23 protein-coding genes are annotated in these 22,878 nt (G+C 70.8%); 4 read left to right on the plus strand and 19 right to left on the minus strand.

The features are described 5' to 3' along the window. Window position 1: 1 nt before the first annotated feature. Window positions 2-700 (minus strand): murein L,D-transpeptidase catalytic domain-containing protein, encoded by a 699-nt coding sequence (locus Q8Q71_RS08925; RefSeq protein ID WP_305759235.1) that lies wholly within the window; start codon window positions 698-700, stop codon window positions 2-4. Between the two features lie 135 nt (window positions 701-835). On the opposite strand from Q8Q71_RS08925, the gene Q8Q71_RS08930 reads away from it, so the two are divergent. After that, entirely contained in the window at window positions 836-2,155 is a 1,320-nt protein-coding gene (locus tag Q8Q71_RS08930; RefSeq protein ID WP_371315948.1) for an amidohydrolase family protein, read from the plus strand. On the opposite strand, the gene lpxK is transcribed toward Q8Q71_RS08930, so the two are convergent. The 5 genes from lpxK to Q8Q71_RS08955 form a co-directional block, all read right to left on the minus strand. Further along, window positions 2,140-3,162: a tetraacyldisaccharide 4'-kinase gene (gene lpxK, locus Q8Q71_RS08935; protein ID WP_305759237.1), complete on the minus strand. Its 1,023-nt coding sequence runs from the start codon at window positions 3,160-3,162 to the stop codon at window positions 2,140-2,142. The two genes, Q8Q71_RS08930 and lpxK, sit on opposite strands and share 16 nt — an antisense overlap. After that, a complete protein-coding gene (locus Q8Q71_RS08940) occupies window positions 3,159-4,469 on the minus strand; it encodes a 3-deoxy-D-manno-octulosonic acid transferase (RefSeq protein ID WP_305759238.1) in 1,311 nt (436 codons plus the stop codon). Before Q8Q71_RS08940 ends, lpxK begins: the two co-directional genes overlap by 4 nt. Beyond that, window positions 4,470-5,156, minus strand: a complete 687-nt coding sequence (locus Q8Q71_RS08945; RefSeq protein WP_305759239.1) for a lysophospholipid acyltransferase family protein — start codon at window positions 5,154-5,156, stop codon at window positions 4,470-4,472. Further along, window positions 5,153-6,988: an ABC transporter ATP-binding protein gene (locus Q8Q71_RS08950; protein ID WP_305759240.1), complete on the minus strand. Its 1,836-nt coding sequence runs from the start codon at window positions 6,986-6,988 to the stop codon at window positions 5,153-5,155. The genes Q8Q71_RS08945 and Q8Q71_RS08950 overlap by 4 nt, the downstream gene beginning before the upstream one ends. 98 nt (window positions 6,989-7,086) lie before the next feature. After that, window positions 7,087-8,145, minus strand: a complete 1,059-nt coding sequence (locus tag Q8Q71_RS08955) for a phytase (RefSeq protein WP_305759241.1) — start codon at window positions 8,143-8,145, stop codon at window positions 7,087-7,089. Between the two features lie 246 nt (window positions 8,146-8,391). Here Q8Q71_RS08955 and Q8Q71_RS08960 point away from each other — a divergent pair, with 246 nt between their 5' ends. Together Q8Q71_RS08960 and Q8Q71_RS08965 are read left to right on the plus strand one after the other, a co-directional pair. Continuing rightward, window positions 8,392-10,608, plus strand: a complete 2,217-nt coding sequence (locus tag Q8Q71_RS08960) for a TonB-dependent siderophore receptor (protein WP_305759242.1) — start codon at window positions 8,392-8,394, stop codon at window positions 10,606-10,608. Window positions 10,609-10,731: 123 nt separating this feature from the next. Further along, entirely contained in the window at window positions 10,732-11,397 is a 666-nt protein-coding gene (locus Q8Q71_RS08965) for a tyrosine-protein phosphatase (protein WP_305759243.1), read from the plus strand. Here the strand turns inward: Q8Q71_RS08965 and Q8Q71_RS08970 are convergent, their stop codons facing one another. From Q8Q71_RS08970 to Q8Q71_RS09010, 9 genes are all read right to left on the minus strand, one after another. Continuing rightward, window positions 11,398-11,628, minus strand: coding sequence for a hypothetical protein (locus Q8Q71_RS08970; protein WP_305759244.1), 231 nt, complete (start codon window positions 11,626-11,628; stop codon window positions 11,398-11,400). It lies immediately after the preceding gene. Beyond that, on the minus strand, window positions 11,625-11,852 hold the full coding sequence (locus Q8Q71_RS08975; protein ID WP_305759245.1) for a hypothetical protein: 228 nt from the start codon (window positions 11,850-11,852) through the stop codon (window positions 11,625-11,627). The genes Q8Q71_RS08970 and Q8Q71_RS08975 overlap by 4 nt, the downstream gene beginning before the upstream one ends. A 68-nt stretch (window positions 11,853-11,920) precedes the next feature. Then, window positions 11,921-12,169, minus strand: coding sequence for a DUF4170 domain-containing protein (locus tag Q8Q71_RS08980; RefSeq protein WP_305759246.1), 249 nt, complete (start codon window positions 12,167-12,169; stop codon window positions 11,921-11,923). A gap of 22 nt (window positions 12,170-12,191) precedes the next feature. Then, complete coding sequence (locus tag Q8Q71_RS08985) at window positions 12,192-12,989, minus strand: 3'(2'),5'-bisphosphate nucleotidase CysQ (protein WP_305759247.1); 798 nt, start codon at window positions 12,987-12,989, stop codon at window positions 12,192-12,194. Then, window positions 12,986-14,341 carry a TldD/PmbA family protein gene (locus tag Q8Q71_RS08990; RefSeq protein WP_305759248.1) on the minus strand — a complete coding sequence of 452 codons (1,356 nt, stop codon included), beginning with the start codon at window positions 14,339-14,341 and terminating at the stop codon, window positions 12,986-12,988. Before Q8Q71_RS08990 ends, Q8Q71_RS08985 begins: the two co-directional genes overlap by 4 nt. 40 nt (window positions 14,342-14,381) lie before the next feature. Next, on the minus strand, window positions 14,382-14,801 hold the full coding sequence (locus Q8Q71_RS08995; protein WP_305759249.1) for an MAPEG family protein: 420 nt from the start codon (window positions 14,799-14,801) through the stop codon (window positions 14,382-14,384). Window positions 14,802-14,808: 7 nt separating this feature from the next. Further along, entirely contained in the window at window positions 14,809-16,638 is a 1,830-nt protein-coding gene (locus tag Q8Q71_RS09000; protein WP_305759250.1) for a M14 family metallopeptidase, read from the minus strand. Between the two features lie 51 nt (window positions 16,639-16,689). Then, on the minus strand, window positions 16,690-17,361 hold the full coding sequence (locus Q8Q71_RS09005; RefSeq protein WP_305759251.1) for an NIPSNAP family protein: 672 nt from the start codon (window positions 17,359-17,361) through the stop codon (window positions 16,690-16,692). 101 nt (window positions 17,362-17,462) lie between these two features. Beyond that, window positions 17,463-17,951, minus strand: coding sequence for a DUF1579 domain-containing protein (locus Q8Q71_RS09010; protein WP_305759252.1), 489 nt, complete (start codon window positions 17,949-17,951; stop codon window positions 17,463-17,465). Window positions 17,952-18,039: 88 nt separating this feature from the next. On the opposite strand from Q8Q71_RS09010, the gene Q8Q71_RS09015 reads away from it, so the two are divergent. Beyond that, window positions 18,040-19,014, plus strand: a complete 975-nt coding sequence (locus tag Q8Q71_RS09015) for a YafY family protein (RefSeq protein WP_305759253.1) — start codon at window positions 18,040-18,042, stop codon at window positions 19,012-19,014. A 12-nt stretch (window positions 19,015-19,026) separates the two neighbouring features. Here Q8Q71_RS09015 and Q8Q71_RS09020 read toward each other — a convergent pair whose 3' ends face one another. From Q8Q71_RS09020 to Q8Q71_RS09035, 4 genes are all read right to left on the minus strand, one after another. After that, window positions 19,027-20,070, minus strand: coding sequence for a DUF1963 domain-containing protein (locus tag Q8Q71_RS09020; RefSeq protein WP_305759254.1), 1,044 nt, complete (start codon window positions 20,068-20,070; stop codon window positions 19,027-19,029). Between the two features lie 3 nt (window positions 20,071-20,073). Beyond that, window positions 20,074-21,603, minus strand: a complete 1,530-nt coding sequence (locus Q8Q71_RS09025; RefSeq protein WP_305759255.1) for a UbiD family decarboxylase — start codon at window positions 21,601-21,603, stop codon at window positions 20,074-20,076. A 73-nt stretch (window positions 21,604-21,676) separates the two neighbouring features. Beyond that, the gene (locus Q8Q71_RS09030) at window positions 21,677-21,925 is read right to left on the minus strand and encodes a helix-turn-helix domain-containing protein (RefSeq protein WP_305759256.1); all 249 of its coding nucleotides are present in this window, start codon (window positions 21,923-21,925) and stop codon (window positions 21,677-21,679) included. 77 nt (window positions 21,926-22,002) lie between these two features. Beyond that, complete coding sequence (locus Q8Q71_RS09035; RefSeq protein WP_305759257.1) at window positions 22,003-22,854, minus strand: aldo/keto reductase; 852 nt, start codon at window positions 22,852-22,854, stop codon at window positions 22,003-22,005. Between the last annotated feature and the right edge of the window lie 24 nt (window positions 22,855-22,878).

Here is a 22,878-nt window from a genome sequence, read left to right on the forward strand (position 1 = left end):
GTCAGGCCCAGGCGAACAGCAGGCGGCCCTGGCCCATGCGCTCGCGCAGGGCGGGCAGGTCGGTGTGCGCGACCGAGAAACAGCCGTAGCTGCGGCCCAGCTTGCCTTCGCGGGCCAGGAAGTCCGGATCGGCGTAGTCGGCGCCGTGGACGATGATGGCGCGTTCGCGGGCGCGGTCGTTGCTGTACTCCAGCCCGTCCAGAAGCACGTTCGGCCCCTGCTGGGCGCCGTGGCTGGCGCCGGCGGTGGCGTAGGCGCCGACCGAGGACATGTAGCTTTCCGGCGTGTTGGAGAAGTTGCGCGCGAAACCCGAATGCGCCGGATCCGAGCCGCGGCCGTGGCAGGTGCGCAGGGCGGTGACGTGGCCGGCGACCAGATCGACCTCGTACAGCCGCTCCTCACCCGAATATTTCTGGAAGTCGACCAGATACATCCGGTCGCGCAGCGGCACCCGGCGGTGGTGGATGTCCAGCGCCGCCATGGCTCGGTCCATCAGATCCTTCCGCACCACGCCGCGCGGATCGAGCGGCGGGGCGACGACCTGGACGGTCTGTATGGCGGTTGCGGCTGGAACCGGGCGAGGCGGCTGGGCCGATGCGGCCAGGGGACGGAAGCCCGAGGCATGGGTGGCGCTCGTCGTAGCGCAGCCCGACAGGATCGCCGCGCCGCCCAGAATGAAGCCTCGTCTCGCCAAAATCATGCGACGCCCCTCGCACGGTTACAGAACAGGTCACGGGTTGTTTCAGGTCGTGACGGGTGTTTCAACCTGAGCCTTGGCTCAGACGCCCTGAGGTCTAAGGTGCAAGCCCTGTTCCGGGAGGATTTCGTGAAGTCGATCACATCGCTGTTGGCGGCCTGCGCCGCTCTCGTAGCCACAAGCGTTGCCGCGCAAACGCCCGCCGCCACGCCGGTCTCGCCCGAGGGGGGAACCACGTTCGTCCAGATCGGGCGGCTTCTGGCCGATCCCGCGACCGGCGTTGTGCAGCGCGATAAAACTCTCGTGATCGAAGGGAACCGAATCGTCGAAGTGCGTGACGGCTTCGTTTCCGGCGCCGGGGGGGAGGGCCGGATCGTCGATCTGCGCGACTCCTTCGTCCTGCCCGGCCTGATCGACAGCCATGTGCATCTGACCGGCCAGCAGAACCCGAACAGCCGGCTGGAGGGGGTGACCCAGTCCGACGTGGACCAGGCCTTCGTCGGCGCCCGCTATGCGCGGCGGACCCTGATGGCCGGCTTCACCACGGTCGCCGACCTCGGCGCCACCAACCAGACGATCTTCGCCCTGCGCGACGCGGTGCGGCGCGGCGACGTCCCCGGACCGCGGATCATCGCCTCGGGCGAGTCGGTGTCGGTCCACGGCGGCCATGGCGACGTCAACGGCTATCGCGACGACATCATGCATCTTTTCACGGGCGAGAGCATCTGCTCGGGCGCTGACGACTGCATGCGGGCGGTGCGGCTGCAGGTCCGGTCCGGGGCCGACATCATCAAGATCACCGCGACGGGCGGGGTGCTGTCGAACACGGCGGCGGGTCTGGGCCAGCAGTTCTCGGACGAGGAGTTGTCCGCCATCGTCGGCGCCGCCCACCGCATGGGACGCCAGGTGACGGCGCATGCCCACGGGGTCGACGGGATCAACGCCTTCCTGCGCGCGGGCGGGGATTCGATCGAGCACGGCACCTATCTGGACGATGAGTCGATCCGGCTGTTCCGGCGCGAGGGGACCTGGCTGGTGCCGACCCTGATGGCCGGCGACTTCGTGGGGCGGATCGCCTCGGGGCCGGACAATTTCTTCACCCCGGCCCAGACGGCCAAGGCGCTGGAGGCCGGGCCGAAGATGCTGGACATGGTGCGGCGCGCCCATGCAGGCGGGGTGGGCATCGCCTTCGGCACCGACAGCGGCGTGTCCGCCCACGGGGACAACGCCCAGGAGTTCGCCTTGCTGGTGCGGGCCGGGATGACGCCGCTGGAGGCGATCCAGGCGGCGACGGTGAACGCGGCGGCGCATCTGCGGATCTCGCAGGAGGCCGGACGGATCACGGCGGGGATGCCGGCGGACCTGATCGCGGTCGTGGGCGACCCGCTGACCGACGTCACCGAGCTGGAGCGGGTGCGGTTCGTGATGCGCGGCGGGGAGATCTACCGGGCCGAGTAAGTCCGGACCGCGCCCAGAAGCAGCGCCTGGAAGGCGGCCTCGTTCTCGAAGGTCGCCTTCACCGGCCATGAAATCACCCGCGTCCGCCATTCGGGAGGCAGGCGGAACCAGTCCTTCTCGGTGGTGACCAGCCGGGCGCCGAAACGGGAGGCGCGGTCGGCGAGGAAGGCCAGGTCCGCGTCGCGGAAGGCGGCATGGTCGGGGAAGGGGGCGAAGTCGACCAGTTCGGCCCCGGCGGCGTCGAGGGCGCGCTCGACCTTCCACGGCTTGGCGATGCCGGCGAAGCCGAGGATGGGACCCCTGGGCGGCGGGGCGGCGGGGGTCAGCCGGGCGACATGGACCGGCAGGTCGCCGAAGGCCGCCAGCAGTTCGGGATCGACGCCCGGGGCGTCGGCGGGCAGCAGGACGACGACGGCGTCGGCGCGGGACAGGCCCGTCCGCAGCTTTTCCCGCATCGGCCCCGAGGGGAAGACCGAACCGTCGCCGAAGGGCCATTCGTCGCCGCGGGTCTCGCCGTCGACGACCACGAGGCTGAGCGTCTTCTTCAGGGTCGGATTCTGGTGGGCGTCGTCGAGGATCATGATCGCGGCGCCGGCGGCCGCCGCGGCGCGGGCGCCGGCGACGCGGTCATGGGCGATCCAGGTGGGGCCGCCGAGGGCCAGCATCAGGGGCTCGTCGCCGACGTCGGCGGCGGTGTGGATGGCCGCGTCGACGCGCGTCGGCTCGCGTAGCGATCCGCCATAGCCGCGCGACAGGCCATGGGCGTCGATGCCCGCCTCGCGCAGCAGGCGGATGGCCTCGCGGGTCACCGGCGTCTTGCCCGAGCCGCCGACGGTCAGATTGCCGACCGAGATGACCGGAACGCCGGGGTCGACCGGCTCGGCGCGGGCGATGCGGCGCGCGGTGACGCCGGCCCAGACCCAGGACAGGGGCCTCAGCAGGGTGCGCGCCGCCGCGCCGTGGCGGGCGTCGCGGGTGTACCACCAGCGGGGGGTGTTGAGCTTCATCGCCGGCCTCGCGGCAGGCCCGGGAAGGTTTGGGCGAGGGGAAGCAGGGGCGTGACGGCCTCCCAGAGGCGGTCGAGGCCGGAGCCGGCCTCGGCGGCGGCCCGGCGGCCGCACTCGCCCATCGACCGCGCCGCGCCGTCGTCGGCCAGCAGCGGGGCGAGGATGGCGGGCAGGTCCCAGGGGGCGTCCACGACCCGGAGGCCGCCGGCCTCGACCAGGGCCGCGGCGACCGCGGCCCAGTTGGTCATGTCCGGGCCGGTGACGGCGGGCTTGCCGAGGCGGGCGGGCTCGAGCGGATTGTGGCCGCCCACCGGCGGCTTCTCCAGCGCCGCGGAGAAGGAGCCGCCCATGACCACGACATCGGCCAGACGCAGGAACAGCCCCATCTCGCCGAGGGTGTCGGCGATGTAGATGTCGGTGTCGCGGTCCGGTTCGCGGCCCTGGGAGCGCAGGGCGAAGCGGTAGCCGTCGCGACCCAGGGCGGCGGCGATGGCGGCGCTGCGCTCGGGGTGGCGCGGCACAAGGATCAGGCACAGCCGGTCGGCCAGTTTGTCGAGGGCGCGGACGAGGGCGATTTCCTCGCCGTCGTGGGTGCTGGCGGCGACCACGACCGGCCGGTCGCCGATGGCGGCGCTGAGGCGGGTGAAGGCGCCCGGATCATGCGGCGGCGCGGCGCCCGCCAGCTTCAGGTTCACATGGCCGTCGATGCGGGCGCCGAGGCTTTCCAGCCGGGCGGCCGAGGTTTCGTCCTGGGGCAGGATGCGGTCGAAGGCGGACAGGATCTCGCGCGCCGCGCCGGGGAAACGGCGCCATCCGTCGACGGTCTTCTCCGTGATGCGGGCGCTGGCCAGGACCAGTTTCACGCCGCGCCGACGGGCCTCGAGAATGAGGTTGGGCCACAGTTCGCTCTCGACGAAGACGGCCAGCGACGGCCGCCAGTGGTCGAGAAAGCCGGCCACGGCGCCGGGCGCGTCGACCGGGGCGAACTGGTGGATGACGCCCTCGGGCAGGCGTCTGGCCAGCAGGGTCGCCGAGGTCAGGGTGCCGGAGGTGACCAGCACCGTCAGGTCGGGCCGCTGGCGGCGCAGGCGCTCGACCACGGGCAGCAGCGACAGGGTCTCGCCGACGCTGACCCCGTGCAGCCAGACCAGGTCGCCGGGGGGGCGGGCGGCCGAGGCGCGACCGAGCCGTTCGTCGACGCGGGCCGGATCCTCCTTGCCCTGTTTGGCGCGGGCGTCGAGCAGGCGGGGGGCCAGCGGCTCGAGCATCCGCGTGAGCAGACGCCAGGCGATCAGGGCGGGGCTCATCTAGACGCGCTCCAGGCCGACGATGGCGTCGGCCTCGGCCTCGACGGCGGTCAGGCGCCGGGTCCAGTCCAGGGCGACGTCGGCCAGTTCGGCGCCTTCAGGGAAGCGGTCGATGTCCCAGACGATGGCGCCGCGTCCGAACGGCAGCGGAAGGAGGGCGCGGTCCCAGCTGGCGAGGCGGATGGCGGGCTTGCAGGACAGGCCGATGAACAGCACCGGCGCTTTCGACAGCTTCGCCAGCAGCGGCAGGCCTTCGGCCATTTCCCGCATCGGGCCGCGGGGGCCGTCCGGCGTGATGGCCAGGCCGCCGACCTTGAGCTGGCGCAAGCCGTCGCGCAGGGCCTGGGAACCGCCCTTGGCCCGGTCGGCCTTGTCCTTGTTCGAGGACGAGCCGCGGATGGCGGGGAACCCCTGCCGGGCGACGGCCCTGGCGATGAACTGGCCGTCCGGGCTGAGCGAGATCAGGGCCTTGGCGGACTGGGCCCGGTCCAGCGGCCAGCAGGCGGGGCTGAGCCCGATGCGCGAGTGCCAGAAGGCGCACAGCACGCCGCCGCCGTCGGCCCAGATCTGTTCGGCCACGCCCTCGTTCCGGTGCGTCCAGCGGATGGTGGCGAAGCAGAAGCGCATCCATTGCGCCAGCGTCCAGGCGAGGACCGCCTGTATGACCGGATTGCGGAGCGGCCTCATAGCACCGCCGTGACGGGGTCGCCGTCCAGCGACTGCTGTTTCGCGAGCCGGGAATAGAGGCCGCCCAGCCTGACCAGTCCGGCGTGATCGCCGGTCTCGACGATACGGCCGGCCTCGACGACGTGGATGCGGTCGGCGTTGCGCACGGTGGACAGGCGGTGGGCGATCATCAGGGTGGCGCGGCCTCGCATCAGCCGCTCCAGCGCCGCCTGGACCAGGGCCTCGCTCTCGGTGTCGAGGGCCGAGGTGGCCTCGTCGAGCAGCAGGATGGGGGCGTCCTTGAGGAAGGCGCGGGCGATGGCGATGCGCTGGCGCTGGCCGCCGGACAGGCGAAGGCCCGCCTCGCCGGCGCGGGTGGCGTAGCCCTCGGGCAGGGCGGTGATGAAGTCGTGGGCGGCGGCGGCCCGGGCCGCGGCGACGATGTCCTCGGCCGTCGCCCCTGGGCGGCCGTAGGCGATGTTGGCCGCGAGGGTGTCGTCGAACAGGAAGGGCTCCTGGGTGACCAGGGCGATCCCGGCCCGCAGGTCGTGGAGTCTGAGTTCGCGAATGTCGCGGCCGTTGACGGTCACGGCCCCGGCGGTGACGTCGTAGAAGCGGGGCAGGAGGGACAGCAGGGTCGACTTGCCGCCGCCCGAGGGGCCGACCAGCGCCACCGTCTCGCCCGGGGCGACGGTCAGGGAGACGTCGGACAGGGTCGGGGCGCCGCTGTCCGAGGCCGGACCATAGGCGAAGGAGACCCGGTCGAAGGCCACGGTGACCGGGCCGGGCTCCAGCGGGGCGGCGTCGGCGGCCTCGCGGATCTCGGGCTGGATGTCGAGGGCGGCGAACAGGCGCCGGGCGGCGGTCAGGCCCTCGGACATGACGGTCTGGAGGTTGGTCACCTGGCGCAGCGACTGGCCCGCCGCCATCAGCAGGCCGATGAAGGCCGCGAAGGACCCCACGCTCATGGCGCCGTCGCGCGCCCGCCAGCCGGCGTAGGCCATGACGGCGGCGACCACGATCATGGCCACCAGGTTGGAAAAGGGGCCGGCGAAGGCGCGCGAGTCGGCGCTCTTGATCACGTGGCGCTGGCGGCGGGCGACGACCTCGCCGACCCGCGCCTGCTCGGCCGCCTCGCGGTTCTCGATCTTGATCAGGCGGACGCCGTCGAGGTTCTCCATCAGGGCGGTGGACAGGTTCGAGGTCTCGACCATGGCCCCGGTGGTCGCCTTGCGCATCCGCTTGCCGAAGCGGCGCATGACGAGGGCCATCAGCGGCGCGCCGAGCAGGACGATGGCCGTCAGCCGCCAGTCGGTCCAGGCCATGTAGCCGATCACCGCCGCCAGGGTCAGGGCGTGCTGGGTGTAGTTGACGACGCCGTTGGTGAAGGCCTCGCGGACCAGATTGGCGTCGAACAGGACCGAGGAGACGAAGCCGCCGGAATGCTGGCTGCGCAGCCGGGCGAGGTCGGCGCGGATCATGGCCCCGAACAGCCGGACCTGGATGTCGCCGACGATGCCGTGGCCCAGCCGGTTGACCAGGGCCGCCTGGCCGAGGGCCGCGGCGGTCCAGATCAGGGCCGCGCCGACGATGACGACCGGTATCCAGACCAGCGCCCGCCCGGCCGGCACGGTGAAGACACCCCAGATGGTCACGGCCTTACCGAGGAACAGGCCGTCGATGGCCGGCTCGAGCAGCTGCAGCACGGTGGCGGCCATGATCCCGACCACGGCGGCGCAGGCGATCGACAGGAACAGCGGCGTCCGGTGATGCGAGAGATAGTCCCGCCAGATGCGGGCCAGCAGCGGGCGCACCGGTTCCTTCTCGTCAGCGGCGGGCGCGGGCGTCATCATCGGTCCGAGGTCGGACGGCTGGGGACGCAAGTCAAGCGGCGGTGCGTCGCGAATGCGCGGCGGCCGCCTGATCGGGGCCCCGGCGCCCGGGGAAGGCGCTAGAAGGCGAGCGCGCGGCGGATGTCGCGCCAGTCGATGTATTTGAAGTTCTGACCGCCGTCGTTGATGTCGTCCTGGACGACCACGACTCCCTCGGGGAAGGCGCCGAACGGACCGCCGTGGGCGTCCAGGCCATCCGTCCCCGTGACCTCGTCCCCGCCCGGACCCGCATGGACGGCGAACCGCCCCACCCAGACCGGGTCGCCCGCGCCGATGCGCCAGACGGCGAAGGCGGAATCGCCCTGGCTCGACGCGATCAGCCAGGAACCGGCGCCGTTCGACAGAATGGCGGCGCCCTCCACGTCCGCGGTCAGCCGCTCGCCGTCGACGGCCTGCACCCGGGTGCGCGCGTCGCCCGAGGCGGGATCGAGGCCGTAGCGCCAGACGCCGACCCCCTCCTCGTTGAGGTAGAGGGCGGCGTTGTCGGCGTCGATGGCGCAGCCCTCCGAGATCGAGCCGACCGCGAAGCGGCGAACCTCGCGACCCCGCGGCTGGCCGTCCGGGCCGCTGGAGATCACCAGCTGGCGGACCTGGCCGTCCTTGCCGACGACGAAGGCGTGCAACTCCCCGCGCCAGGGCCGCATGCAGAAGCCGTAGGGCTCGTCGAGGTCGAGGGGCAGGGAGCCCCAGCGGGCGACCGCGCCGCCGGCGACGGGGTCGAAGCGGAACAGGGCCACCCCGGCGCGGCCCGGCGTGCGATCGCTGGCTCCCAGGACGACCTCGCCCGACGCGCCGGGCAGGGTCGCCACATCGACGTTGTTGAGCAGGCCGTCCGGGAGAAATTGCAGGATCGCCCCCTCCGGACCGTAGATGTACAGGCCCGCCTTCTTGTCCGTGCCGGCCACGAAGCCGGTCACGCGCCGGCCGTTCAGCGTCGTCTCCGGCCCGCTCCAGATCGCCGGGTCGTCGGCGGCGTCGGCGTTGCGGGTGCCCACCGAGGGCGTCTCCAGGGCGGCGAACACCCGGGCCCCCTGTCCGGGACGATCCGCCGGGGTGGCGCAGGCCGCGAGCGAGATGAGCGCGGCCATGCCCGCCGCCGCCAGAAGTCTGTCCCGCATGGAATCCCGCCCGTAAAGCCCAAGGCTGGCGGAAAACCATGACCACCCGGCCGGTTCAAGCGAACCCCGGTGACGGTTCAGCGTCGGAAATATTGCAGACCCTCCGTGCCGGGAGCGACCGTCGCGAGCCGGTCGGAAAACCGCCAAGCCGGTGTCCTGAAAGCGTCGCGCCTCCGTCGCCGTCGCCCCCTAGCGGAGCCGTGTCCGGCGGTCGTGGGGGCCAGCCGGGGATGCGGGATGCCTTCCATGAAATTCTACCTGATGCTGGGCGCGGCCTTGGCGCCGCTGAGCCTGGCGGGGATCGCTTCGGCCCAGTCGACCGAGCCGGCCACCTCGCTCGAGGAGGTCATCGTCACCGGCGAGCCGGTGATGCGGAATCGCACGGACGACGTCGTGCCGACGCTGTCCTACGACCTGGAGTTTTTCCAGCGGTTCGAGCCCCTGACCGTCGGCGACGCGCTGAAGCGCGTGCCCAGCGTGACCTTCCTGTCCGACATCCTCGAGGCGGACGGCGTCCGCCTGCGGGGCCTGGACCCGGGCTATACCCAGATCCTGATCAACGGCGACCGCGTTCCCGGCTCGGGCGTCGACCGTTCCTTCTTCGTCGACCGGATTCCGGCCGAGCTGATCGAGCGGGTCGAGGTGGTGCGTTCGTCCTCGGCCAACCGCTCGGGCGACGCCGTGGCGGGCGCCATCAACATCGTGCTGCGCGACGCCATGGCGCTCGACGGCGGCTACACGCGGGCGGGCGCGATCCTGTTCCCCGACGACGAGATCGGCGGCACCTTCGGCGCCGTCTACGGCGGCGCCCTGGGTGAAGGACGCTTCCTGCTGGGCGCGAGCGTGCAGGACCGGCGCAATCCGAAGAACAAGTACAGCCAGCGTTTCGATGAGCCGGGCGGGACCCTGGACAACACGGAGGTCCAGACCGACGTCCGCGACGGGCGCGACTATTCCGTCAACGCCGCCTGGGAAGCCCCGGTCGCCGGCGGCCGACTGGATCTGTCGGCCGTGTTCGTGCGGACCGACCGCCTCCAGGACGAGGATTCGATCGAGTACGACGAGGGCGTCGAGACCGAGGCCAATCTGCTGACGATCAACGACAACAACGTCGACATCCGCACCGACAATCTGGCGCTCCGCGGCCGCTACGCCCGCGACATGTTTGGCGGCGAGACGCGGTTCAAGCTGGGTTATGCCTCGTTCGACGACGCCCAGACCGAGTTCGAGAACGAAGCCGAATATCTGCGCGACGGCCTGCCCTTCCCGGATGAAGACCGTTTCACGGCCGATTTCGAGATCCGCGACCTGATGGACGAGGAGATCTCGGGAGCCGTCGAACACACCCGCGCCCTGGGGGAGGCCCTCGAGCTGGAGTTCGGCGTCCAGGCCGTGTCGAAGGAGCGCGAGGCGGTGACCGACACCGCCGACCGCGTCCGCTTCAACGTTCCGAACGCGCCCGCGCCGCGCCCGGCGCAGCCGCCCTTCGTGTTCAACACGACCCGCTACGCCATCGAGGAGACCCGGATCGACCCCTACGTCATGGTTTCGGGAGACATGGGCGCGCTGAAGTGGGAGGCGGGCCTTCGCTATGAGATGACCGACGCCACGATCGCCGGGATCGAGACCGACTATGCCGAGTTGCTGCCGTCGGCCAGCCTGCGCTACCGGCTGTCGGACTCCGATCGTCTGACGCTGTCGATCGCTCGAACGATCCGTCGGCCGGACTTCGACGATCTCGCCCCGACCACCCTCGAGGAGGAGCGCGGCGACAACGATTTCCGCGGCAATCCCTTCCTCAAGCCGGAACTGGCCTGGGGTGTCGACGCTGGCTTCGAGCGCCGACTGGGCCGTCGTGGCGTGGTCGGCTTCAACGTCTTCTATCGCGACGTGACCGACCTGATCGAAGATGTGAACACCGGGGTCGAGGGCAGCGGCGGTCCGGGCACCTTCGTGGAGTCGATCGACAACGTCGGCGACGGCGAGGTCTATGGCGTCGAGTTCGACCTTTCCACGCCGCTGGACTTCATCGGCATGGAGACCACGGGCGTGTTCCTGAACGCCTCCTGGCTGGACAGCGAGGTCGAGGACGATCCGGGCGAGCGGCGCTTCAACGACCAGTCCGACTATGTCGTCAACTTCGGCTTCACCCACGACATTCCGACCTGGGGCGCGGCCTTCGGCGCCACCTATCGCAAACAGGGCGACGCCTTCGGCCGGGTCTGGGCCGAGGAGGTGCGCACGTCTTACGGCGCGGACCTGGAAATCTTCGTGGAGAAGCAGATCTTCGCCAATACGGTGGTCCGCCTGGCCGGCTCCAACCTGCTGGACAGCTCCAAGGACGAGGTCTTCGACAAGTTCGACGACCAGGCCGCCCAGATCGCTCGCGACCATGACGAATACGAGCTGGAGACGGAGTCGGCCGGTCCGGTCTGGCAACTGGTCATGCGCGTCGCCTTCTGATCAGGCGATCCGGGTCGGTCGGAGACGGCCGACCCGGGATTGGTCCGCGAGGGGCGCCTGCGAGGCCGCGGATTCGCCTCATCCGGGATGACGGGCGCGGCCGGACCCTCTATCTCCGTGCCGATGCCTCGCTACGACCTCACCACCCCGGCCGGCCGCTTCAGGGCGAAGTGGGACTATGTCTGGAAGGATCACGCCTTCCTGAGGCGATGGTTCATGAACGCCCACTGGCTGGGGCCGGACCTGGTGCGGACCAACCAGCCGTCGCCGCGGCAGCTGGCGTACTGGAAGTCGCAGGGAATCCGGACGGTCATCAACCTGCGCGGGGCGCGGGACGAGGCCTATTACGCCCTGGAGAAGGCGGCGTGCGAGCGGCTGGGGCTGACCCTGATCGACGCTCCGCTGGACAGTCGCGATCCACCGCAGAAGGACCGCATCCACCGGGCGCGGGCGCTGTTCCGGACGATCGACTATCCGGTGCTGATCCACTGCAAGTCGGGCGCGGACCGGGCCGGGATGATGGCGGTGCTGTACCGGCATTTCCACCTCGGCGAGCCGATCTCCGAGGCGATCAAACAGCTGGACAAGAAATACCTTCACCACCGCGAGGGGCTGACCGGGGTGCTGGACTACACGCTGGAGAAATACCTGAAGGAGGTCGAGCCGACCGGGGTCAGCTTCATCGACTGGGTCGACAGCGAGGCCTACGACCCGCAGGCGATCCGGGCCGAGTTCAAGGCCGGCTGGTGGGGCACGATCCTGACCGACCGACTGCTCAGGCGCGAATAGTCAGCCCCAGGGGCCGCGGGGCGCTCCGGAGGAGGGGGGCGGGCGGTCGCCGCCTTGTCCCGGCGCCAGTTCGATCTCGCGCCGCGCCTTGCGGTCGGCCTCCCAGCGGCGGAACCAGCGCGTCCAATCGCGCTCGCCGCGCCACGCCATCAGCCAGATGACGAGGGCCAGGAGCAGGAAGACCAGGCTGGCGATCTCCTCGCCGCCGAGGGTGCGGCCGAACAGGGTCAAGGGCGCGGCTCCTGCGACGGGGAGGTCGCGGGCGGCGGAGCGTCGGCGAAGACGTCGGGGCGCGAGCCCGGACGGGCGGGCTCGCCGGGGGTGACCGGATCGTTCCAGGCCGTGTCGGCCTCGCGCGGACCGGTGGTGGTGGCCGAGGGCTTCTTGCGGGTGGCCCAGACGACGATGCCGACGCCAAGCGCCAGCAGGACCAGGACGATCAGGATGGTGTTCATCGGGTCTCTCCGGTTCAGGCGCGACAGTATACGCCTGAAAGCGCCTCAGTCCGAGACCGGGTTCCGCCTCAATGCGCGTCGGCGTCGCCGCGCGGATCGATCATCCGGTGGGCGTGCAGGATGAAATAGCGCATGTGGGCGTTGTCGACCGTCGCCTGCGCCCGCGCCTTCCACGCCTTGCGGGCCTCCTCGTAGTTCGGATAGGCGCCGACGAACTCGACCTTGGAGAGGTCCCGGAACACCGGGGCGTCGAGGTGGCGCAACTCGCCGCCGATGACGAGGTGAAGCAGCTGGGGGGAGTCGGGTTCGGCGGGCATGGGCGGGTCCGGACAGGGGGAGCTAGCGGGGCGCCAGCGGAATAGGCGCTGTGCGCCGCACGATCAACGGGTGAAGCGCCGGAGCGCTGCACACCAGGCTGTTCTGGCGCGGATCGGCCTGGTTGAAGCGCCAGGCCTGGCCGTGGTGGTCGCTGACCCGGCCGCCGGCCTCCTCGACGATCAGGGCCCCGGCGCAGACGTCCCAGTCCCATTTCGGCGTCAGGTTGATGGCGGCGTCGAAGGCCCCGGCGGCGACCAGGGCCATGCGGTAGGCGATGGCGTTTCGCTTTTCGAACCGCATGGCGGGCCAGGGCTCCAGCCAGTGGGGGCCTTCGATCAGGCGCGCGTCGGCCAGCACGGAAGCGTCGTCCAGATCGGTGGTGTCCGAGGCGGTGATCGGCCGGCCGTTCAGGCTCGCGCCGCCGCCCAGGATCGCGGCGAAGGTCTCGCCCAGGGCCGGAGCGTGGATGACCGCGGCGACGGGCCGGCCGTCCTCGACCACGGCGATGGGGATGCACCACCACGGCTTGCCCTTCATATAGGCGACGGTGCCGTCGATCGGATCGACCACGAAGATGCGGCGGTTCGACAGGCGGTCGGCGGTGTCGGCGGTTTCCTCCGACAGCCAGCCGTGGTCGGGTCGGGCCGACAGCAGGGCGTCCCTGAGCAGGCGATCGACGGCCATGTCGGCCGAGGTGACCGGCGAGCCGCCGGACTTGGACCAGATCTTCAGCCCGGCGTCGCGTTCGGACAGGGCCAGCCGGCCGGCGGCCTCGGCCGCGCCGCGGATCAGGTCGAGATCGGCCGCCAGATCGCTCATTTGCCGGCGATGGCGACGCCGTCGAACAGCAGCGACGGACTGTTGAAACTGCCGCGGAACTCCAGGTCCGACCCGCGCTGGAGGCGGGCGTAGAGGTCGGTCAGCCGGCCCGCGACGGTGACCTCGCTGACCGGATACGCCCGTTCGCCGTTCTCGAACCAGAAGCCGGAGACGCCGGCGGACCAGTCGCCGGTGTTGGCGTTCAGCGAGGGGCCGAACATGGAGGTGACCAGCAGGCCGGAACCGGCCCCGGCCATCAGGCCGTCCAGATCGCGCTCGCCGGGCTCCAGGTGCAGATTGTGGGTCGAGACGCCCGGCGGGCCGGCGAGGCCGCGCGAGGCGTGGCCGGTCGAGGCCAGGCCCAGCTGGGCGGCGGCGGCGCTGTTCAGCAGCCAGGTGGTCAGAATTCCGTCCTCGACGATGGCCCGGCGCGTCACGGCCACGCCCTCGTCGTCGAACGGCGCGGAACCGAGGCCGCGGGGGCGGAAGGGGTCGTCGACCAGATCGACCCCCTCGGGCAGGATCCGTTGGCCGAGGCGGTCCTTCAGGAAGGACGTGCCGCGGGCGATCGAGGGGCCGGAAATGGCGCCGAGGATCGGCGAGAGGACCTGGGTCGCGACGCGATTCTCGAAGACCACCGGCGCGGTGGTCGAGGCGATCTTGCGCGGACCGGTGCGGGCCACGGCGCGGCGGCCCGCCTCCTCGCCGATGGACCGCGCCGACGGCAGGTCCGACCGGTGGCGGACCGCGCGGTGCTCGCCGCCCCGCTCCATGGCCCCGTCCTTTTCGGCGATGACGCCGACGCCCAGCGAAAACGCCGAGCCGCGCCAGGCGCCGTCGAAGCCGTGCGAGGTGACCAGCCGCCAGCGGTTGGACGAGGCCGAGGCGTGGCCGCCCTCCGACCGGGCGACGCCGTCGACGGCCAGGGCGACGGACTCGGCCTCGGCGGCGGCGGCTTCGAGGTCGGCGGCGCCGGGCCCGGAAGGATCGAACAGGTCGAGCTCGGGGAAGGGGCCGCTGGCGAGGCGGTCCTGCGGGGCGAGCCCCGCGTAGGGATCCTCGGGGGCCAGCCGGGCCATGGCCACGGCGCGCTCGACCAGCCGGGCGCGGGTCGCGTCGGACAGGTCGGAGGCGGAGACGGTGGCCTGGCGCCGGCCGATGAAGACACGCAGGCCGAGGTCGCGGCTCTCCTCGCGCTCGACCTCCTCGAGCGCCCCGTTCCGGACCCCGACGGAGAGTGAGGCGCGCTCGGCCGAGACGGCCTCGGCGGCGTCGGCGCCGGCCCTCAGGGCGGCGGCGACCAGATCGGGCAGGATGTCGGGAGAGGCGGCGGCGTCACGCGGGGAGGTCATGCCCCGATATGGCCGGGCCGCCCCACGGGTGCAACCGCCGTCAGGAGAAGGCGGTGAAGATCAACAGTCCTGCCATGCCGAGGAACGGGACGTAGGTCAGAAGCATGCCCAGCATCCTCCCGGCCGCCGGCTGCTTCTCCTGCGCCATGCCCCAGGCATGCAGCACCCGGCCGAGCAGGAAGGCACCGCCCAGCGCGTGCACGATCGCCGCGCTGTAGAAGACCGCCACGACGGCCAGGGCGACAAGGGCCAGCGGCATGTATTCGATGGCGTTGCCGAAGGCGCGGGTCGTGGCCGTCAGCTCCGGCTGGCCGCCATCGCCGACCGACACCTTCAGGCGGCGCCGGCCCGTGCTGATCCTCAGCGACAGGAACAGGACGAACAACAGCGACAGGCCGGTCCAGAGGGCGACGGCCATGAAGGCTTCGGTGCGAAAGGCCAGTAACTGTTCGGGGGTCATGGCGGGCTCAGTTCTCGCGGGCCACCGGATAGAGCCGGTAGTGGTCATCATAGAACGGGGTTCGCTCGTAGAACCATTGCAAACGCGCGTCGCCGTCGGCGGCGAAGGCGGGGTCGGCGGCCACCTTTGCCTCGAACTCGGCCTTCAGGGCCGGGTCGGCCGCGAGCATGCGCTCCGCCAGAGGAGCGATGGCGTAGCCCTCGATGTATTCGACGCGGCTCAGCACCTCGGGGAACATGCCCCAGGCGAAGAAGCTCTCGTTCGATTGCGGCTCCAGCAGCAGGACGACGACGTCGCCCAGCGGCTGGTCGGTCGGCACGCGGACGGAGCCGGTCGGGAACGTCCAGTCCCGGCGGTGCGGTGTCACGGCGGCGACGGTTGCCGGGACATGCCCCTCGTTGGGACGGGCGGCGAGCCTGGGGTCGTCGAGGCTGAGCATCTCGACCGACACGGTGCGCGGCGCGTCCAGCGTCTCCATCGACACGCCGTGGAGGCGCAGGCGCTCGATGATGTCGGCCCGGTACGACGGCACCCAGTAGGCCTCGGGACGCCGCAGGGTCAGGGTCGGCTTCGAGCCGAAGAAGGGCAGGGCCCAGGGTTCGGGATCGGCCCGGCCCAGCCAGCGGATTTCCTGACGGCCCGAGGCGGGGCTGTCCCAGGTCTCGTAGAGGATGCCCTTGAAGCTGCGGGTGTAGGCCGGGGTCGGATCGGCCTGGAAATTGGCCGGGATGTCGGCGGGACGCAGGGCGCTGTCCGCCCCGATCGCGGCCCGCAGGGCGGCGCCGTCGCGGGCCAGCAGGCGCAGGGCGTCCTCGAGGAAGACATAGGTTCCCAGCACCCGCTGCTCATAGGGTTTGAGGCTGTGGTTCTCGATCAGGATCGTCGGCACGTGGGCCGCCGTGCCCCAGCCGTTGGAGAAGCGTTCGCCGAGGCCGCCGTCCGACAGGCCCGCGCGGGGGTTGCGGTCGTCGACCCCGAAGACCAGCTCGCCCGGGATATGGCCCTGCGCTTCCAGCCCGGCGTTGATCGCCGGCTTGAAGACGTCGTTCAGCCATTGCGAGGTGGCGGGCGAGCGCGAATACGCGCCGTTCTCGCCGTTGAAGCCCCAGGTGACGTCGTACTGGTAATCCATGCCGTCGGTGACGTGGATGTCGACATAGAGATCGGGCCGGTATTTCAGGATCAGGCCGCGCACCGCCCGCATCTCGGGCTGGTCCAGCTTGAGATAGTCGCGGTTCAGGTTCTGGTTGGCCGCCGTATTGCGCCAGCCCTGGATGCGGGGGCCGCGCTGGTTGGGACGGCTGTAGGCCGAGGCGCGTTCATGGCCGTCGACGGACAGGATGGGGATCAGGATCAGATTGACCCGGTCCAGCAGGTCGTCCTTGCCGTTGAAGGCGATGTCGCGGAGCAGCATCATGCCCGCGTCCTTGCCGTCGATCTCGCCCGGGTGGATGCCGGCCTGGGCCAGCAGCACGGGCTTGGCCGGATCGAAGGCCGCGCCGTCCTTCGAGGCGATCACGGCGTAGATCGGCCGCCCCTCGGGCGAGACGCCGAACTGTTCGATGCGGATCAGGTCCGAGGCGGCGTCCAGCCGGTCGAACCAGGCCCGGGTGTCCACATAGGTCGGGCTGAAGTCGTGGTCCGGATCGGTTTCGAAGGCCGTGACCCAGGGGTCGGAGGCGTCGCGCAGCAGGGCCCGGCTGACGCCGTCCCATGCGGGCGCGGGCGGCAGGAAGGGCTGGTCCCACGGCGCGGCGTTGGGAACGGACGGGGACTGGGACATGACGGGACTCGATACGAGCGCGGCGAACGCGGCGATGATCAGGGCGGAGCGCATGGCTCCCCTCATCCGCCGTCCGTCCGGTCGTGGCAAGTCCGGACAGGGAGCCTATCCATGCAGGCGCGACCGGGCCGTAGGCTCGAGGCGCAGGCGCTGGATCGACTGCTCCGTGAAGACATGATGGATCGAGTCGGCGGCCATGGGATCGACGAAGGCGGCGAACCAGGCCAGCACCGGTTCGCCCTCGCGCACCGGCAGGCGCGGGAAGGTGTTGGCGCTGCCGTCAGTGACCAGCACCGCAAGGGAGGCGGCGCCGACGTCCCGCAAGACAGGGACGGCCTCGCGCCGGAACCGCTCGGGCAGCGGATCGTCAGATCCTTTCAGGGCGTGGACGCCGGCGATGATCCGCCCCGCGCCGGGGCCCGACGCTCCGCGCGGACCCCGCTCGCCCGGGGTGAAGCCCGACGCCTCGTCCAGCGGCTTGAGCAGCAGGACATTGTCGGAGTCGATCATGGTCGGATTGGCCGTATCGCGGTTCCCCTGCCAGACGGGGCCGAAATAGAAGGCCTCGAGCGCGAGACGCCGGGCCTCCATGTCCGGAAAGCCGCGCAGCCAGACGAAGCGGTCGGGATCGTCGAGGTCGCGGAACTGGCCGATCAGGGTCATGCCGACGGACTCCTGTCCCTCGACGAATTCCCGCTCGAACAGGTCGATCAGGACATCCCGCTTGCCGGGATGGAGGGTGTACTGGCGCAGTTCGACGACAGGGCTGACGATCATGGGCCTCTCCGGGGTTCGGGCGATCGCGGGGTTCCAGGCGGGGAAGAACGTGCCGGCGGCGGCCATGCCCCCGACGACCGCGCGGCGATGGGGCCGGTCGGTCATCCGGCGGCCCTCGTGAAGTCCATGACCCAGTTGGTTTCCCAGGTCGCGCCGCCGTCATACGAGAATGTCTGTGTCCAGCGGGCGCTGCCGGCCGTGATGTCGGACCAGATGTAGCGGGCGATGACGGGCCGGCCGCCGTCGCTGTCAGGCCCTTCCAGCACGCAGCCTTCGGCGTGGAAGCGGCCACGGACAGGCGGCTGCAGGACGCCGTTGGCGCTGCTGATCCAGTAGATGACCCATTCGCGGGCGGGAATGTCGAACGACCGAACCGCCATGCCGGTCCAGCCGCGCGCCGGACAGTCGATCTGTTCGACGTTGGCCAGGCCGTCCAGACGCGGCTCGCACCATGCGGTCGAGGGGAATTCGTCCCAGTCGTCGGAGCCGACGCCCCGGACCTTCAGCTTGTGGTTGGCGACGCTCCAGCGGCCGTGGATGAAATCGAAGTCGTGGATCCCGGGCAGGGTTTCGACGGGTTCGGCGGACATGGGGGGCTCCTTCTCAAGGGACGATGCGAGAGGAGTACGATCCATAACCTGACACCTGTTGTCAGGATTTATCGGCTAGTGTCGAAAAATGCGCGCCAGCCGACTGCTTTCCATCCTGCTACTGCTCCAGACCCGGGGGCGGATGACAGCCGAGGCCCTGGCGGCCGAGTTCGAGGTGTCGGTGCGCACCATCTATCGGGACATCGACCAGCTGAGCGCGGCGGGCGCGCCGGTCTATGCCGACCGCGGCCGGGCCGGCGGGTTCCAGCTGCTGGACGGCTATCGCACCCGTCTGACCGGCCTGACCGACGCCGAGGCCGAGACGCTGTTCCTGGGCGGCCTGTCCGGGCCGGCGGCGCAGATGGGCTTCTCCGGGGCGGTGACGACCATGCAGCTGAAGCTGCTGGCCGCGCTTCCGCCGGAAAGGCAGGCGGCGGCGGATCGGCTGGCCGGGCGGTTCCACCTCGATCCGGTCGGCTGGTACCAGAACCCCGACGAGGCCGAGCGCCTGCCCGCCATCGCCCAGGCGGTGTGGAACAGCCGCCGCATCGCCTTGCGCTACGAGAGCTGGAAGGGGGAGGTCGAGCGGAGGCTGGAGCCGCTGGGCCTGATCCTCAAGGGCGGCCTCTGGTATCTGGCGGCGCGGCCGGCGGAGGGGCGGCGGCGGGAGCCCCGGACCTACCGGGTGTCGAACATCCTGTCCCTGACCACGCTGGAGGAGACCTTCGAGCGGCCCGCGGGATTCGATCTGGGGGCGTGGTGGGAGGAGACGTCGCGGCGGTTCGAGGCGGAGATATTCACCGGGACGGCGATCCTGCGATTGACCGCTCCGGGGCTGAAGCGGCTGGCCCGGCTGGGGGTGGAACAGGCGCGGATAGCCGCGGGGGCGGCGATCGGCGCGGACGGATGGGTCGAGTTGGAGGTTCCGATCGAGTCGATCGAACACGCCGCTATGGATTTCCAGCGTCTGGGCGCGGAAGCCGAGGTGCTGGCGCCGGCGGCGCTGCGGGCGGCGATGGGCGCGACGGCCGCCCGGATGGCGGCGCTCTACAGGGCGCGGTGATCGCGACGCGGTTCAGCCCTGGGTGACCGCGCCATGGAGTTCGGACATATCCCCGTGCGCGAGACCGTCGGCGGGGATGAAGACGAAGATCGGGTCGGCGTCGTTGATCCAGAGGTTCATCGGCTTGTTGGACTGGATCATCAGCAGGAGGCGCAGGCGCGCGACCTCGGCGTCAACCGTGGCCCGGTTGGCGAGAAGGAAGCGCACGTCGTCGTCCCCCGCGGCGGTCCAGGGGGTGTAGATCCGGCCGTTCGGCAAGGGATGGCTGATGGTCTTCAGCTGCTCCCACTCCTCCCAATCCCTGATGAAGTCATAGCGCTCGAGGCCGGGGCGGCCGATCTGGCGGGCATGGATGGCCCGGCGCAGGTCGGTTCCGTCGTGGTCGGAGCCCAGTCCCAGCAACTGGCCGATGGCCCCCTCCGGCCGGGACCAGAGCCCGTCCTGCAGGGCGTCGAGGTCTCCGTCCGGGGCCAGCGCCGCGATGCGGTCGCCGAGGCGCGGGTCGGAGGCGGGGACATCGATCCCCGGCGCGAAGGCGGCGACCTCGACCGGATTGAGCCAGCCGGTGTAGGCGCCGTAATCGTCCTCGTCAGCCGGAGGCGTCAGGCGCTCGAGCGGAACCCCGGGCGGGGTCAGGATCGCCCTCACCGGGACGGGATCCGCCGCACTGTCGATGAAGTCCACGAACACCGACAGCAGGCCTTCGGACGGCAGGTCGCTGGCGCCCGCGCGGGCGCGAACGTCGGCGAGGTCCAACTGACCGAGGAAGCCGCAGGCGCCGTATTCGCTCGAGGGCCAGACGCTGCCGACGGGCAGGTCGGGCGCGCCGCCGAGCCGCGTGGTCCCGAGGGACGCATCAGCGGCCGGACCTCCCGCGATCATGTGGACGCAGGGAATGGCGCGCGACAGGATCAGGTCCCGCGCGGGGGCGAGGCCGCAGCGGTCGATCAGGGCGTCGAGATCGGCCAGCGAGGTCAGGGGCGGCGGCGGCGGCGGGCGCGGGGGCAGCGCCACGGCGGCCTTGGGTCGGAACAACCGAGCCAGCCAGGTCCACATGCGCTATTTCCAGATCGGCGCGCCGTCGCCCGGCAGGCCCAGCCGTTCCCACATTTCCGACACCCGTTCCACGACCGCCTCGTCCATGCGGATTTCCTCGCCCCATTCGCGCTTCGTCTCGGGCGGCCATTTGTCGGTGGCGTCGAGGCCGATCTTGGAGCCGAGGCCGCTCTCGGGGCTGGCGAAGTCGAGGTAGTCGATCGGGGTGTTCTCGATGACGGTGATGTCGCGCGCGGGGTCCATCCTGGTCGCGACGGCCCACATCACGTCTTTCCAGTCGCGGGCGTTGATCGTGTCGTCCACGACGATGACCCACTTCGTGTACATGAACTGGCGCAGATAGCTCCAGACGCCCAGCATCACCCGCTTGGCGTGGCCGGGGTAGGCCTTCTTCATCGACACCACGGCGATGCGGTAGCTGCAGCCCTCGGGCGGCAGCCAGAAGTCGGTGATCTCGGGGAATTGGGCCCGCAGCAGGGGGATGAAGACCTCGTTCAGCGCCTCGCCGAGCACCGAGGGCTCGTCGGGCGGGCGGCCGGTGAAGGTGGTCAGATAGATGGGGTCCTTCCGCATGGTGATGGCGGTGACCTGGAAGACCGGGAAGGTCTCGACCGAGTTGTAGTAGCCGGTGTGGTCGCCGTACGGGCCCTCGGGCGCGTGCTCGTCGAACAGGACGTGGCCCTCCAGCACGATCTCGGCGTTGGCGGGGACCATCAGCGGTATGGTCTTGCAGGGGACCAGCTCGGCCTTGGCGCCGCGGAGCAGGCCGGCGAACTGGTATTCCGACAGGGTGTCCGGGACAGGCGTCACGGCGGCGAGGATGGTCCCCGGGTCCGCGCCGAGCACGACGGCGCATGGCAGGGGGCCCTTCTTCCCGGCCTTCTTGTGACGCGCGTAGTGCTGGGCTCCGCCGCGATGGGCGAGCCAGCGCATGATGGCCTTGTCCTTGCCCAGCACCTGCATGCGGTAGATGCCGAGGTTGAAGTCGTCCTCGCGGTCGTCCGAGGGGCCCTTGGTGACGACCAGGCCCCAGGTGATCAGGGGCGCGGGCTCGCCGGGCCAGCAGCCCTGGACGGGAAGCGAGGTCAGGTCGATCCGGTCGCCCTTGAGCACCACCTGCTGCACCGAGGCGGTCTTCACGATCTTGGGCCGCATCGACATCACCGTCTGCGCCAGCGGCAGCATCTCCATGGCGTCCGACAAGCCGCGCGGCGGGGTCGGGTTGCGCAGGAAGGCCAGCAACTCCCCGACCTCGCGCAGCTCGGCGGCGGTGGTGCGGGTCTTCTTCTCCATGGTCACGCCCATGGCGACGCGCTTCACCGTGCCGAACAGGTTGGCCAGGCAGGGGATGGGGCTGATCGAGCCGTCGGGCATCACCGGCTTTTCGAACAGGACGGCCGGGCCGCCGTTGCGCAGCAGCCGGGTCTGGATCTCGGTCATTTCCAGATGGGTGGAGACGGGCTCGGAAACGCGAACCAGCTCGCCCTCGGCCTCCAGCATGGCCATGAAGTCGCGCAGGGATTTGTAGGCCAATGAGACGCTCCGGGTGGAGCCTCTGGATTAGGCGGACGCGGGCGTCCTGTCACGCCATGGCGCGTGCGGCCTTTCAGTAGGCCCGCGTATCCGACACCAGGGCCCACAGCGGCAGGTGCAGGGCGCTGGTCGCGGCACCGATCTGGACGGTGGTCAGATGGGCGCGGCCCGCCTCGGCGCGGCGCGCTTCCTCGACCGGGACGTGCAGTACGGCGGCCACGTCCTCGATGGCCATGCCGCGGGACTCGCGCCACCGCTTCAGCCTCGCGCCGACCGCCGCGTCGAGCGGATCGACGCCGGGAAATCCCAGCACCGAACCCATGCATCCCTCCTTGCGCTATCGGCCTTCGGCCTGCTTGAGCGGGGGGCTCCCTGATCGCGCCGGCTATGCGCGGCGCTTCAGGCCCATTCTTCGTCCCAGCGGAACGACTTGTCGAGCCAGTCGCCGAGGCGGCCGTCCGGGCGGGCCAGGGCGTGGATGCGGTCCATCTCTTCGGACGAGAGCTCGAAGTCGAAGATGTCGAAGCTTTCCTCGGCCCGGCTGACCTTCGTGGTGCGGGGGATGGCGATGACCTCCTGCTGGATCAGCCAGCGCAGGGTGACCTGACCGGGGGACTTGCCGTGGGCCTTGCCGATCCCGATCAGGGTGGCGTCGTCGGCGATCCTGCCCTGGGCCAGCGGCGACCAGGCGGTGATGGAGGAGCCGAGCTCCCTCGCAGCGGCCTTGAGCTTCGAGAGCTTGAGGTAGGGGTGGTATTCGACCTGGTTGGTGACCAGTTTCGCCTTCGACAGGGCCTGCGCCCGGCGGAACTCGGCCGAGGGGAAGTTGGACAGGCCGATGGTCCGGGTCAGGCCCTGGTCCTTCGCCTCCTTCAGGGCGCCGAGGGTCTCCTCGAACGACGGTTCCGCCCTCGGCCAGTGCAGCAGCAGCAGGTCGGGGGTGAAGCCGAGGCTGGCGGCGGATTCCCGCGCCTGTTTCAGCAGGCCGTCGTGGTCGAAATGCTCGACCCAGATCTTGGTGGTCAGCCAGATGTCTTCCCGGGCGACATGGCCGGCCTCGATGGCGTCCCGGATGCCGTCGCCGACGGCCGCCTCGTTCCTGTAGATCCAGGCCGTGTCGATGTGGCGATAGCCAATGCGGAGGGCCTCCGCGACCATGCGCCGGGCGTCGTCGGGCTCGAGCATCCAGGTGCCGAAGCCGAGCAGGGGAATGGCGTGGCCGTCGGCGGTGATGGCGGGCTGGTCGATCATGGGCGGGCTCCGGCAGGGGGCTTA

It is taken from the genome of Brevundimonas sp. (assembly GCF_030704825.1).
GTDB lineage: Bacteria > Pseudomonadota > Alphaproteobacteria > Caulobacterales > Caulobacteraceae > Brevundimonas.